This is a genomic window from Streptomyces sp. NPDC092369, from assembly GCF_044755245.1.
GTDB lineage: Bacteria > Actinomycetota > Actinomycetes > Streptomycetales > Streptomycetaceae > Streptomyces.
Genome location: NZ_JBIVQP010000005.1, coordinates 571,039 through 583,191, shown reverse-complemented (window position 1 = coordinate 583,191; position 12,153 = coordinate 571,039). Strand labels below are relative to the sequence as shown.

Genomic DNA, 12,153 nt, shown 5'->3' with positions numbered 1-12,153 from the left:
CGGGTGGGTTTCGCTTGGCCGCGTTCAGCGGGTGCCGTGCGCCCACCCGTGCCGCCCCAGCGGCACGACTGCCCGCGGTCGGGCTAGGGGGCCAAATACCTTTCCGCGAACTCCAGTTCAAGCCGCACCTGCTTGATTCGTTCGTCCACCACCAACGACCCGTGGCCCGCGTCATAGCGGTACACCTCGTGGGGCGCGCCCCTCGCTTCCAGGCGCTTCACGTAGTTCTCGATCTGGCGGATCGGGCAGCGGGGGTCGTTGACGCCCGCCGAGATGTAGACGGGGGCCTTGACCTTGTCGACGTAGGTCAGGGGGGAGGAGGCCTCGAAGCGGTCGGGGACCTCTTCCGGGGTGCCGCCCAGGAGGGTGCGGTCCATGGCCTTCAGGGCTTCCATCTCGTCGTGGTACGCCGTGACGTAGTCGGCGACCGGGACCGCCGCGATGCCCAGGGTCCAGGCGTCCGGCTGGGTGCCGATGCCGAGGAGGGTGAGGTAGCCGCCCCAGGAGCCGCCGGTGAGGATCAGGCGGGCGGGGTCCGCGAGGCCGGAGGTCACCGCCCACTCGCGGACCGCCTCGATGTCCTCCAGCTCGATCAGGCCGACCCGGTGCTTGAGGGCGTCGGTCCAGGCGCGGCCGTAGCCCGTGGAGCCGCGGTAGTTGACCCGGACCACCGCGTATCCGTGGTCGACCCAGGCCGCGGGGCCGGCCGCGAAGGAGTCGCTGTCGTGCCAGGTGGGGCCGCCGTGGATGTCGAAGACCGTCGGGAGCGGGCCGGTCGCCCCGGCGGGCTTCTGGACCAGGGCGTGGATGCGGCCGCCCGGGCCCTCGACCCACACGTCCTGCACCGGGACCGAGCCGGGGGACTTCAGGCCGGGCGGGTCCAGGACCACCCCGCCCTTGGTGGAGCGGACCGCCGACGGCTCGGCCGACGACGACCACAGGTACTCCACCGTGCCGTCGGGGCGGGCCGTCGCGCCGGAGACCGTGCCGGGCGGGGTTGGGATCCGCTCCGGCGCACGGCTCGCGAGGTCGTAGCGGAACAGCTCGCTGCGGGCCTCGAAGCTGTGCGCGACGAGCAGGCCCGTGCCGTCCGGGTACCACTCGGCGCTCACGTCACCGGGCAGGTCCAGGGCGAGGTCGGTCTGCTCCCCTGTCGCCACGTCCCACACCAGGGGCTCCCAACGGCCGCGGCGCTGATGGCCGATGAGCAGCCGGGTGTCGCCGTCCACAGGCGCGAAGCCGAGGACCTCCAGGCCCAGCTCCTTCGTGCCGCCCTCGGTGTCGTCGAGGTCGGCGACCGCCGTGCCGTCGGGGCGCAGCACGCGCAGCGCGGAGTGCATCGCGTCACCGTGCTCGGTGTGCTCGATCGCGATCAGCGTGCCGTCGCGGGAGAGGTCGCCGACGCCCGCCGACTCGCGGTGGCGGTAGATCTGCACCGGGGGCTCGCCCTCGCGCACGAGATGGATCGTCGTACCGTCCTCGTCGGTCGAGCGGCCCACCACCGCCGTGCGGCCGTCCCGGCCGAGGGCCAGGCCCGCCGGGTACGACGGCTCCAGGCCCGGGGCGGCGGAGTCGTCCGCGCCGCCGCCGAAGGGCTGCCTGCGCCAGACGCCGAACTCGTCGCCGTCCTTGTCGTCGAACCACCAGATCCAGGCGCCGTCCGGGGACAGGACGCCGTCCGTCGTGCCGTTGGGCCGGTCGGTGACCTGGCGCTGCTCGCCACTGGCGCGGTCCCAGGCGTACAGCTCGTACGTCCCCGTCGCGTTCGACACGAACAGGGAGCGGTCCGGGGCGTCCTCCGCCCAGTCGGGCAGCGACACCCTCGGCGCCCGGAAGCGCTTCTCCCAGTCCGGCATTACCTCGCGCTGTGCCTGCTGATCCGGCGAGGCGGACCCGTTGCTCTCAGTCATGGCCCCATACTGCCCGTCCTCACAGACAATTCACTGGCCGGGTGCGCAGGCTGTGGACAACTTCTACCCACCGCTTACCCTGCACGCCTCCCGCGCCGCCCGGGAAAGGGTGTTTGTGCAGGTCGGGACCGATTGTCAGTGGCGGGGTGCAGACTCTTGGGCATGACCGAACTGCGCAAGACAGTCGAGAGGTTCTGGGCCGCCGCCGAGGCCCGGGACTGGACCGCGTTCGCCGAGACCCTCGCCGAGGACGTCGTCTACACCCTGCCGCAGACCCGCGAGCGCATCGCGGGACGGGAGAGGTACGTGCAGTTCAACCGGGAGTACCCGGGCGACTGGCACCTGCGGACCGAGCGCATCGTCGCCGAGCCCGGACAGGTGGTCACCTGGGCGCACTTCACGGTCGGGCTGGAGGAGATGTACGCGATCACGTTCTTCACCGGCACCGAGAAGATCACGTCCATAACCGAGTTCTGGCCCGAGCCCTACGAACCCCCGGCCGGCCGCGACCACCTCTCCGAGAGGTACTGACCCCGCGGCCGAGCCCCCCGCAGGGGCCCCGTACCGTGGAAGGCGTGTACCGGTTTCTGCTGACGCGCCGCTGGTGGGGAATCAACGTCTTCGTGCTGCTCGCCATCCCCTTCTGCATCTTCATGGGGTCCTGGCAGCTGAGCCGCTTCGAGGACCGCGTGCAGAGCCACCACACCGCGGACGAGCAGCTCGCGGACACCCACGAGAAGGCGCGCCCGCTGCGGGAGTTGCTGCCCGTGGACCAGGCGACCTCCGGCGAGCAGACCACCGCGACCGGGCACTACGGCAAGCAGCTGCTGGTCCCGGACCGCCAACTGGACGGCAGGGACGGCTACTACGTCCTGACGCTGCTGCGCACCGACGGCGGCCAGGCGCTGCCCGTGGTGCGGGGCTGGCTGCCGGGGAAGGCCGACGCGGCCAAGGCGCCGGCCGCGCCCACCGGTGAGGTCACCGTCACCGGTGCGCTGCAGGCGTCCGAGACGCCGGGGGACAACGGAGTGAGCGCCCAGGGCGGGCTGCCGGCCGGGCAGACCGGCGCGATCAGCTCGGCGTCCCTGATCAACATCGTGCCGTACAAGGTGTATGACGCCTGGGTCACGCTGGACAGGGCCGACGCCGGGATGACGGCCGTGCCGGCGACCGCGCCGCAGAACACCGGCCTGGATCTGAAGGCCTTCCAGAACCTGGGTTACACCGGGGAGTGGTTCGTCTTCGCCGGGTTCGTGGTGTTCATGTGGTTCCGGCTGCTGCGCCGCGAGGTGGAGTTCCTGCGGGACGCGGAGATGGGGCTCGTGGCCGAGGAGGAGCAACCCGTCACCGTATGACGGCTGAATCCGTCACCGTACGACGGCTGAATCCGTCAGCGTGGGACCGCTGAACCCCTCACCGTACGACCGGCTGTCACGCTCCGGACGCCAGCACTCCCGTGTAGTACACCGTGCCCGCGCACGCGTTGGTCACGACCGTCGAGACCGTCGGCGACCCGGACTCCGCCGTGTTCGACACCTCGACGCTGCCGTCGGCCGTGCCGCCGTCGGTGAGGAGCTGGGTGGTCGTGCCGTCGGTGGTGGCGCCGGACGTCGTGCCGGAGGTGCCGCCCGAGGGGTCGCTGGAGCTCGGGTCGGGCGAGGGCTCGCCGGTGTTGCCGCCGTCGCTGGTCCCCGTGCTGGGGCAGGTCTCCGAGGGCACCCAGGCGAACTTCACCTCGTAGGCGGAGCCGGGCTGGAGCACCAGGGCGGTGGACTCGGTGGACGGGTCGGGCAGTCCGGCCGCCGGGTCACCGGCCACATGCCGGACGGCACCGACCTTGGAGCCGTCCGCGGCGCCCCGGGCGGAGGTGCTGACGGTGCCGGGGCCGGAGACCGTACACGCGGCGGTGGAGATGTTGACGACGCTGAACGTGCCGTAGACCGCGCCCGCGGCGTCGGCGGCGGACGACGTGCCGGTGGGGTTGCCGAGCTGGACGGACGTACAGGCCGGGGCGTCGGCGGCGGTGGTCGCCGAAGGGTTGGCGCCCGAGGTGCCACCCGTGCCCGCCCCGGTGCCCTTGCCGCCGTCGCCTCCCTTGGTGCCGCCCGGGTCCTTGTCCTCGGTCTTGCCCGAGGAGCCCCCGGCGGTGCTCTCATTTCCGTCGGCGCCTTTTCCCGAGCCGGCCCCGCCCTGGGCCTGGGAGGCCTGGCCGACGGCGGACGGGTTGACGCCGGAGCCGGTGGCGCCCGAGACGTGCAGCAGGGCGGGGACGGCGGTGCCGACGAAGAGGGCGGCGGCCGCCATGCCGACGACGGCCTGTCGCTTGCGGGCCCGCCGGGCGGGAACGGCCTTGCGCAGGTGGTCGAGCGAGCCGTCGCGCGGCTCGACCGTCCGCACCGCCTCGTGCAGCAGCGTGCGCAGTGTCAGCTCTTCCGAGTCCAGCCCTTCCGGGCTCGGGTCCTCGGGGCCGTCGTGGTTCACAGTTCCGTTCCCAGCGTGCGGTTGCGTGTGGTTCTGGTCGTGCGGTGCCGTCGGCTCGTGCCAGGCGTAGGGCTCGTGACGTCCATGGGAATCCGGTCCTTCGGCGTCCCTGTCGGCGCCGGCGTCCTTGCTCATGCCGGCGCCTCCATCGCGATGCGGAGGGCCGCGATGCCGCGCGAGCCGTACGCCTTGACCGAGCCCAGCGATATGCCGAGCGAGTCGGCGACCTGGGCCTCGGTCATGTCCGCGAAGTAGCGCAGCACGAGGACCTCGCGCTGGCGGCGCTGCAGCCCCTTCATCGCCTTGATGAGGGAGTCGCGCTCCAGCTGGTCGTAGGCGCCCTCCTCGGCGCTCGCCATGTCCGGCATCGGCTTGGACAGGAGCTTGAGTCCGAGGATGCGGCGGCGCAGGGCGGAACGGGAGAGATTGACGACCGTCTGCCGCAGATAGGCCAGCGTCTTCTCGGGGTCGCGCACCCGCTTGCGTGCCGAGTGCACCCGGATGAAGGCCTCCTGGACGACATCCTCGCAGGAGGCGGTGTCGTCCAGGAGCAGGGCGGCGAGCCCGAGCAGCGAGCGGTAGTGGGCGCGGTAGGTCTCGGTGAGGTGGTCGACGGTCGTGCCGGCCGCCACCGCTTCGTCGGCGTCGTCGCGCTGGTTCGGGATGCGGGCGGGCCGCGCTGCGGGCATGGGCGCGATCACCGGCATGCCGCCGGGCGCACCGGGCATGCGGGGCCTGACGGCCGCGCGGGGCGGCCGTAGAGCCGTGCCTGCGGGCGCCGCGCTGAAGAAATCGAGAACCTCTGCCACGCCAGTTGGACACGCTTCCCCCCTGGAGGGTTGTACGTGCCGGGCGTCACGTTTGCTTCGCGTGATGCCATCGGTCGTCCGGTGTCAGGCAGCACAGCCGACCGTGCGTCAAGCGCCCTCATGCCTACCCGCTCTTCCCCTGTGTCCTGAATGACCAGGGCGTCCCCACGCCCCGTACCGCATCCCCGCGCCCCCGAAGGGCGTTCGCAAAGACGCTCCCCGCCCTTCGCGCGGTTGCGAAGAGCGGGGAGAGAATCTTCGGACGCCGAAGAGGTCGGGTTCAAGTGGTATGAACCATCGATCGGCTCACACTTCACGTGAATCCTACAAATGATTTCCGTGCTGGCCAGGGGGTTTTGCCAGGCGAGACCGCGGGCGGCGGCCGGTCGCCGCCCGGGCCTCAGACGAACTCGGTGGCGATCAGCTCGGCGATCTGCGCGGTGTTGAGGGCGGCGCCCTTGCGCAGGTTGTCGCCGCAAACGAAGAGTTCGAGCGCCGTCGGGTCGTCCAGCGCCCGCCGCACCCGGCCCACCCACGTGGGGTCGGTGCCCACCACGTCGGCCGGGGTCGGGAACTCCCCCGCGGCCGGATTGTCGAAGAGGACGACCCCGGGGGCGGTGGCGAGGATCTCGCGGGCCCCGTCGACGGTGACCTCGCCCTGGAAGCGGGCGTGGACGGTCAGGGAGTGCGTGGTGACGACCGGGACGCGTACGCAGGTCACGGCGACGGGCAGTCTGGCGAGGCCGAGGATCTTGCGGGTCTCGTCCCGCACCTTCATCTCCTCCGAGGACCAGCCGTCCTCGCGGAGCGACCCGGCCCACGGTACGACGTTCAGCGCGACCGGCTCCGGGAACGGCCCGGTGTCGTCGCCGACGGCCCGCCGCACGTCCCCGGGATGCGTCCCCAACTCCGTGCCGGCCACCAGCTTCAGCTGCCGGCGCAGGGTGTCGATGCCCTCCCGGCCCGCACCGCTCACGGCCTGGTACGAGGAGACGACCAGCTCGCGCAGTCCGAACTCGGCGTGCAACGCGCCCAGGGCGACGATCATGGACAGGGTCGTGCAGTTGGGGTTGGCGATGATCCCGCGCGGCCGCAGCCGGGCCGCGTGCGGATTGACCTCGGGGACGACCAGGGGCACGTCCGGGTCCATCCGGAACGCGCCGGAGTTGTCCACCACCACCGCGCCCTTGGCGGCGGCGACGGGCGCCCACCGCGCGGCCAGGTCGTCGGGTACGTCGAACATGGCGACATCGACCCCGTCGAACGCCTCCTCGGTGAGCGCCACCACCTCGACCTGCTCACCGCGCACGGCCAGCTTGCGGCCGGCCGAGCGCGGTGAGGCGATCAGGCGGATCTCGCCCCAGATGTCCGCGTGCTGGGACAGGATCTGGAGCATGACCGTGCCGACGGCTCCGGTCGCGCCCACGACCGCGAGCGTCGGTCGTCGAGTACCGGACATCAGCGTCCGGTGCCTCCGTAGACGACGGCTTCGACGGTGTCGGAGTCGAGCCCGAAGGCGGAGTGGACGGCGCGGACGGCCTCGGGGACGTCGTCGGCGCGGGTGACGACCGAGATGCGGATCTCGGAGGTCGAGATCAGCTCGATGTTGACCCCGGCGTCGCTGAGCGCCTCGAAGAAGGACGCGGTGACGCCCGGATTGGTCTTCATGCCGGCGCCGACCAGGGAGATCTTGCCGATCTGGTCGTCGTAGCGCAGGGAGTCGAAGCCGATGCCGCCCTTGTTGCGCTCCAGGGCGTCGATGGCCTTGCGGCCCTCGGTCTTCGGCAGCGTGAAGGAGATGTCGGTCAGCCCGGTGGAGGCGGCCGACACGTTCTGCACGACCATGTCGATGTTGATCTGGGCGTCCGCGATCGTGCGGAAGATCGCCGCGGCCTCACCCGGCTTGTCCGGTACGCCGACGACCGTGACCTTGGCCTCGGAGGTGTCGTGCGCGACACCCGAGATGATGGCCTGCTCCACCTTCTGGTCCCCTTGAGTGATCGGTGCGCTGCTGACCCAGGTGCCCTGCAGTCCGCTGAAGCTGGACCGGACGTGGATCGGGATGTCGTAACGGCGGGCGTACTCCACACAGCGGTGGAGCAGCACCTTGGAGCCGGAGGCCGCGAGTTCCAGCATGTCCTCGAAGGCGATCCAGTCGATCTTCCGCGCCTTCTTCACCACGCGCGGGTCGGCGGTGAACACGCCGTCGACGTCGGTGTAGATCTCGCAGACCTCCGCGTCGAGCGCGGCGGCGAGGGCGACGGCGGTCGTGTCGGACCCACCGCGCCCCAGCGTGGTGATGTCCTTCTTGTCCTGGCTGACGCCCTGGAAGCCGGCGACGATGGCGATGTTGCCCTCGTCCAGCGCGGTGCGGATGCGGCCCGGCGTGACGTCGATGATCCGGGCTTTGTTGTGGACCGAGTCGGTGATGACGCCTGCCTGGCTGCCGGTGAACGACTGGGCCTCGTGGCCCAGGTTTTTGATCGCCATGGCCAGCAGTGCCATGGAGATACGCTCTCCGGCGGTCAGCAGCATGTCGAACTCACGCCCGGCAGGCATCGGGGATACCTGTTCGGCGAGATCGATCAGCTCGTCCGTCGTGTCGCCCATCGCGGAAACCACGACAACCACCTGGTTGCCGTTCTTCTTGGCTTCCACGATTCGCTTGGCGACGCGCTTGATGCCCTCGGCATCGGCTACGGAGGAGCCTCCGTACTTCTGCACGACAAGGCCCACGTGCGCTCCTCGCTCAGTCCCGTATATGTCGGCTCAGTCTAACGAGCGCCCGAATCTCGCTTCCGCGGTATCGCATCGTGAGATTCGGACGCCCAGGTCAGCGCATGCCCATCTCGGAGAGCCGGGAAAAGTGCCGAGCGTCACAAGTGAGGGTTGTGAATTAAGTTTCAAGCACCGGAGCTGTCCTAAAGTGCCGCTGTGCGCGTACTCCTGGTGGAAGACGATGAGCCGGTCGCCGAGTCACTGCGACGGGGGCTGATCCGGTACGGCTTCGAGGTCGACTGGGTCACCACGGGCGCCGCCGCCCTCGCCCACTCCGCCCCCTACGACGTCGTCCTGCTCGACCTCGGTCTTCCCGACACCGACGGGCTCGACGTCTGCAAGGCGCTGCGGCTGCGCGGGAGCGTGCCGATCATCGTGATCAGCGCGCGCAGCGACGAGACGGACCGGGTGGTGGGCCTGGAGATCGGCGCGGACGACTACGTCTCCAAGCCGTTCGGGGTGCGGGAGGTCATCGCGCGGATAAGGGCGGTGATGCGGCGCGTGCAGCCGCCCACCGCCGCCGGCGCCGGTCCCGAGCGCTACGGCCCTCGCCTCACCCTCGACCGCAAGGCCGCCCGGGTCCGCCTGGACGGCACGGAGGTGGCCCTCGCCCCCAAGGAGTACGACCTGCTGGCCTTCCTCACCGAGGAGCCCGGCGCGCTGATGTCGCGCGAGCAGATCATGGAGGCGGTCTGGGACGCGAACTGGTTCGGGCCGACGAAGACACTGGACGTCCATGTGGCCGCCCTGCGAAGGAAGTTGGCGGGCGCGATCACCATCGAGGCGGTACGGGGAGTCGGCTTCCGGCTGGAGATCCTGGACGGCGAGGGGGCCGGGAGCGCCTCCGACGACGGCGGTGCCGCCGACGGCAGTCGCACCTCATGATCCGCCAGCTGATCGTCAGCTACGTCCTGTTGGTGGCCGTCGCGCTCGCCGCCTTCACCATTCCGGTGGCGTTCACGCTGACCGCGCAGTTGCGGGGAGACACGGAGCAGTCCGTGCGGCGGGAGGCCAGGACGATGGCGCTGCTGCTGGGCGACGGGCAGGCCGACTCGTGGGCCACCCTCGACCGGCTGATCGTCGCGTACGCCGCCGAGACGCCCGGCACCGCCGAAGTGCTGCCCGCAGCGCGGGCGAAGACCGCCACGCACTGGGGCGACGGCGCGCTGGAGGTCACCGAGCCGGCCGAGCGCGACGGGCGGATCGTGGGCGCCGTGCGGATCAGCTACCCGACCTCCGACCTGACCCGGCGGCTGTGGCAGATCTGGGGCTTCCGTGCGTTCCTCGCCCTCGGCGTGCTCGCGGTGGCCGCGGGGATCGGCGCGGTGGTGGCCCGGCGGCTGACCCGTCCGTTGCGCCAACTCAACGACATGGCCAGCAAGTTCAGCGACGGCGACCTCACCGCGCGCTCCCCGGTGGAGGGCCCGGAGGAGACCCGGACCCTCGCCCGCACGCTCAACCAGGCCGGCGAGCGCCTCGACACCCTGATCGCCTCGCAGCGCATCTTCGTCGCCGACGCCTCCCACCAACTCCGCACCCCTCTCACGGCCTTGCGGCTGTCGCTGGACAACATCGCGGACGGCACGGACGACGAGTTCGTACGGGAGGACGTGGAGCAGGCGACCGCGGAGGTCGTCCGGATGAGCCGGCTGGTCAACGGGCTGCTCGTGCTGGCGCGGGCCGAGGCCAGGGTGACCGCGGCCGAGCCGCTGCCGCTCACGGACATCGTGCGTGAACGGCTCTCGGTGTGGAGACCGGCCGCCGACGAGCGCGGAGTCACCATCGCGCTCAAGGGGTTCGCCGACGGCCGGCCGGCCGCGCTGGCCAGTCCCGGTCATCTGGAACAGGTGCTGGACAACGTGCTCTCGAACGCCCTGGAGGTGTCGCCGGACGGGGCGACGATCACCGTGCGGGTCGCATCACGGGGTGACGAGGTGGAGTTGTCTGTGACGGACGAGGGGCCCGGCATGTCCGACGCGGACAAGTCCCGCGCCTTCGACCGCTTCTGGCGCGGTCAGGGCCTCACCGGGCGCACCGGTTCGGGCCTGGGCCTCGCCGTCGTACGGCAGTTGGTGACGGACGACGGCGGAACGGTGGCCCTCGGGGACGCCCCCGGAAGCGGCCTGTCGGTGGTCATCACCCTTCGGGCATCACCGAGGAGTGGTGGTTGACGATCAGCCACTTGCCGCCGCGCTTCTCGTACTCGTAGGTGTAACGGGCCTCCACCACACGCTTGTCGCCGGTCTTCGGGTCGGTGAGCGTGATGTCGTAGGCACCGGCGTCGATGGCCGAGTTGCTGTCGAGGACGTCGATGTACGTCTCGACCTTCTTCGCGACCGGCTTGTTCGGCAGGAAGTGCTCGAAGTAGTCGATGATCTCGCCGCGGTCGGTGCGGATCTCGTTGGACACGGTGGGCAGCAGCACGGCGTCCGGCGCGTAGCGGTTCGCCACCTTCTTCGGGTCACCGGTCCGCAGCGCGGCGTTCCAGCCGTCAAAGAGAGCGGCTATCTGCTTCTTGGTCGGCTTGGCATCGCGCTGAGGGCCGGCGGTCGCGGCGACGGTGCCGGCGGTGCCGAGGGCCAGGGCGGTGGTGACGGCGACGAAGGCCGCACGCCTGCTGATGGGGCGAGTCATCACAACTCCAGTTGAGCTGGTGTCCGTTGGGATGACTCAAGACTCGCTTCGTGCCGGTTAGCGCCCGTGCAGCCGACGTACAGGAGACGTCCAGGACGTTGCCAATTCACGCACGGTGCGCGCCCGATGACACAGGGCGCGCACCGGATCCCGCCCGGCCCTGGGGCGGGCGGCTACTTCGCCGAGCGCAGGCCCAGCGGTTCCGCGATCTCCTCCACCATCACCTTGCCCGCCTCGAACTCGAGGGTCTCGTCGCCCATGCCCTGGTCCGTGTCGAGACCGTCCAGCTCTTCCAAGGGCTGGTCGAGGCGGATGTGGGCGAGGACGGAGTGCAGGGCGCGCAGGGTCGCGGAGGCGGTGGAGCCCCAGTTGGAGAAGTAGGAGAACTGCCACCACCACAGGGCCTCGGTCACCCGGCCCGCCCGGTAGTGGGCCATGCCGTGGCGGAGGTCGGCGATGACGTCGGCCAGGTCGTCGGAGATCCGCGCCGGGACCCGGGACTTGCTGGGCTCGTAGGGGTCGAAGACCTCGGAGTAGACGTCGATCGGCTCCAGCAGGCGCGCGAGGTTCTCGCGGAGCTCGTCCACGTCCGCCTCCGGGCCCAGGTCGGGCTCGTAGCGCTCGTCGGGGACGATGTCCTCGTGCGCGCCCAGGCGGCCGCCGGCCAGGAGCAGCTGGGAGACCTCCAGGAGGAGGAAGGGCACGGCCGAACCCGGCTCGTCGCCCTTGGCCACCTCGGCGGTGGCCACCAGGAAGCTCTCGACCTGGTCCGCGATCTGGACCGCGAAGTCGTCCGGGTCCTGCGCTGTGGCGTGCAGCTTGGCGTCAGACATCTAGGAGTCGTCTCCCCTCGAAGGCGCGGCCGAGGGTCACCTCGTCCGCGTATTCCAGGTCGCCACCCACCGGGAGGCCGCTGGCCAGGCGGGTGACCTTGAGGCCCATGGGCTTGATCATGCGGGCGAGGTACGTGGCCGTGGCCTCGCCTTCCAGATTCGGGTCCGTCGCAAGGATCAGTTCCGTAACCGTCCCGTCGGCCAACCGCGCGAGAAGTTCTCGTATACGCAGGTCGTCCGGGCCCACCCCCTCGATGGGGCTGATCGCGCCGCCGAGCACGTGGTAGCGGCCGCGGAACTCACGGGTCCGCTCGATCGCGACCACGTCCTTGGGCTCCTCGACCACACAGATGACGGTGAGGTCGCGGCGGCTGTCCCGGCAGATGTTGCACAGCTCCTCCTGCGCGACATTGCCGCAGGTCGCGCAGAAGCGGACCTTCGCCTTGACCTCCATCAGGCACTGCGCGAGCCGCCGTACGTCGGTCGGTTCCGCCTGCAGGATGTGGAAGGCGATCCGCTGGGCGCTCTTGGGACCGACGCCGGGCAACCGCCCCAGTTCGTCGATGAGGTCCTGCACCACGCCTTCGTACAACGGACTGCCGTCCTTCCTGGGGGTGGTTCCTTACGGTACGTACGGTAGTTGGCTGCGGCCCCTCTTAGATAGGCGGACCCGGCCGCGAAACGGACGGGCCCGTCCCCGAGAGGCGG

The 12,153-nt window shown here is 70.7% G+C and carries 12 protein-coding genes; 4 read left to right on the top strand and 8 right to left on the bottom strand.

Going from position 1 to position 12,153, the window contains the following annotated elements; all coding sequences use genetic code 11:
- Window positions 1–83 precede the first annotated feature (83 nt).
- Window positions 84–1,910 carry a prolyl oligopeptidase family serine peptidase gene (locus ACIQI8_RS30960; protein ID WP_402357393.1) on the bottom strand — a complete coding sequence of 609 codons (1,827 nt, stop codon included), beginning with the start codon at window positions 1,908–1,910 and terminating at the stop codon, window positions 84–86.
- 162 nt (window positions 1,911–2,072) lie between these two features.
- Between ACIQI8_RS30960 and ACIQI8_RS30955 the strand changes: the two genes are divergently transcribed.
- A complete protein-coding gene (locus ACIQI8_RS30955; protein ID WP_402357390.1) occupies window positions 2,073–2,441 on the top strand; it encodes a nuclear transport factor 2 family protein in 369 nt (122 codons plus the stop codon).
- Between the two features lie 44 nt (window positions 2,442–2,485).
- The gene (locus ACIQI8_RS30950; protein ID WP_402357387.1) at window positions 2,486–3,265 is read left to right on the top strand and encodes an SURF1 family protein; all 780 of its coding nucleotides are present in this window, start codon (window positions 2,486–2,488) and stop codon (window positions 3,263–3,265) included.
- 76 nt (window positions 3,266–3,341) lie between these two features.
- Here the strand turns inward: ACIQI8_RS30950 and ACIQI8_RS30945 are convergent, their stop codons facing one another.
- The 4 genes from ACIQI8_RS30945 to ACIQI8_RS30930 all read right to left on the bottom strand — a co-directional run bounded on the left by ACIQI8_RS30945 (window position 3,342) and on the right by ACIQI8_RS30930 (window position 7,936).
- Window positions 3,342–4,526 (bottom strand): hypothetical protein, encoded by a 1,185-nt coding sequence (locus ACIQI8_RS30945; protein ID WP_402357384.1) that lies wholly within the window; start codon window positions 4,524–4,526, stop codon window positions 3,342–3,344.
- The gene (locus ACIQI8_RS30940) at window positions 4,523–5,200 is read right to left on the bottom strand and encodes a SigE family RNA polymerase sigma factor (RefSeq protein ID WP_402357381.1); all 678 of its coding nucleotides are present in this window, start codon (window positions 5,198–5,200) and stop codon (window positions 4,523–4,525) included. The genes ACIQI8_RS30945 and ACIQI8_RS30940 overlap by 4 nt, the downstream gene beginning before the upstream one ends.
- Window positions 5,201–5,600: 400 nt before the next feature.
- Window positions 5,601–6,659: an aspartate-semialdehyde dehydrogenase gene (locus ACIQI8_RS30935; RefSeq protein ID WP_402357378.1), complete on the bottom strand. Its 1,059-nt coding sequence runs from the start codon at window positions 6,657–6,659 to the stop codon at window positions 5,601–5,603.
- Window positions 6,659–7,936, bottom strand: a complete 1,278-nt coding sequence (locus ACIQI8_RS30930) for an aspartate kinase (RefSeq protein ID WP_402357375.1) — start codon at window positions 7,934–7,936, stop codon at window positions 6,659–6,661. The genes ACIQI8_RS30935 and ACIQI8_RS30930 overlap by 1 nt, the downstream gene beginning before the upstream one ends.
- A 198-nt stretch (window positions 7,937–8,134) precedes the next feature.
- On the opposite strand from ACIQI8_RS30930, the gene ACIQI8_RS30925 reads away from it, so the two are divergent.
- Together ACIQI8_RS30925 and ACIQI8_RS30920 are read left to right on the top strand one after the other, a co-directional pair.
- Window positions 8,135–8,863: a response regulator transcription factor gene (locus tag ACIQI8_RS30925; protein ID WP_402357372.1), complete on the top strand. Its 729-nt coding sequence runs from the start codon at window positions 8,135–8,137 to the stop codon at window positions 8,861–8,863.
- The gene (locus tag ACIQI8_RS30920; protein WP_402357369.1) at window positions 8,860–10,149 is read left to right on the top strand and encodes an ATP-binding protein; all 1,290 of its coding nucleotides are present in this window, start codon (window positions 8,860–8,862) and stop codon (window positions 10,147–10,149) included. The genes ACIQI8_RS30925 and ACIQI8_RS30920 overlap by 4 nt, the downstream gene beginning before the upstream one ends.
- Here the strand turns inward: ACIQI8_RS30920 and ACIQI8_RS30915 are convergent.
- From ACIQI8_RS30915 to recR, 3 genes are all read right to left on the bottom strand, one after another.
- The gene (locus ACIQI8_RS30915) at window positions 10,115–10,612 is read right to left on the bottom strand and encodes an SgcJ/EcaC family oxidoreductase (protein ID WP_402357366.1); all 498 of its coding nucleotides are present in this window, start codon (window positions 10,610–10,612) and stop codon (window positions 10,115–10,117) included. The genes ACIQI8_RS30920 and ACIQI8_RS30915 overlap by 35 nt on opposite strands.
- A 173-nt stretch (window positions 10,613–10,785) precedes the next feature.
- Window positions 10,786–11,445, bottom strand: coding sequence for a DUF5063 domain-containing protein (locus tag ACIQI8_RS30910; RefSeq protein ID WP_401719191.1), 660 nt, complete (start codon window positions 11,443–11,445; stop codon window positions 10,786–10,788).
- Window positions 11,438–12,037 (bottom strand): recombination mediator RecR, encoded by a 600-nt coding sequence (recR, locus tag ACIQI8_RS30905; RefSeq protein WP_401719193.1) that lies wholly within the window; start codon window positions 12,035–12,037, stop codon window positions 11,438–11,440. The genes ACIQI8_RS30910 and recR overlap by 8 nt, the downstream gene beginning before the upstream one ends.
- Between the last annotated feature and the right edge of the window lie 116 nt (window positions 12,038–12,153).

Excerpts from the sequence above, each read along its gene's own strand:
- ACIQI8_RS30955 (WP_402357390.1), top strand. The coding sequence starts at position 2,073 with ATGACCGAACTGCGCAAGACAGTCGAGAGGTTCTGGGCCGCCGCCGAG.
- ACIQI8_RS30935 (WP_402357378.1), bottom strand. The coding sequence starts at position 6,659 with ATGTCCGGTACTCGACGACCGACGCTCGCGGTCGTGGGCGCGACCGGA.
- ACIQI8_RS30960 (WP_402357393.1), bottom strand. The coding sequence starts at position 1,910 with ATGACTGAGAGCAACGGGTCCGCCTCGCCGGATCAGCAGGCACAGCGC.
- ACIQI8_RS30920 (WP_402357369.1), top strand. The coding sequence starts at position 8,860 with ATGATCCGCCAGCTGATCGTCAGCTACGTCCTGTTGGTGGCCGTCGCG.
- ACIQI8_RS30910 (WP_401719191.1), bottom strand. The coding sequence starts at position 11,445 with ATGTCTGACGCCAAGCTGCACGCCACAGCGCAGGACCCGGACGACTTC.
- ACIQI8_RS30915 (WP_402357366.1), bottom strand. The coding sequence starts at position 10,612 with ATGACTCGCCCCATCAGCAGGCGTGCGGCCTTCGTCGCCGTCACCACC.
- ACIQI8_RS30945 (WP_402357384.1), bottom strand. The coding sequence starts at position 4,526 with ATGAGCAAGGACGCCGGCGCCGACAGGGACGCCGAAGGACCGGATTCC.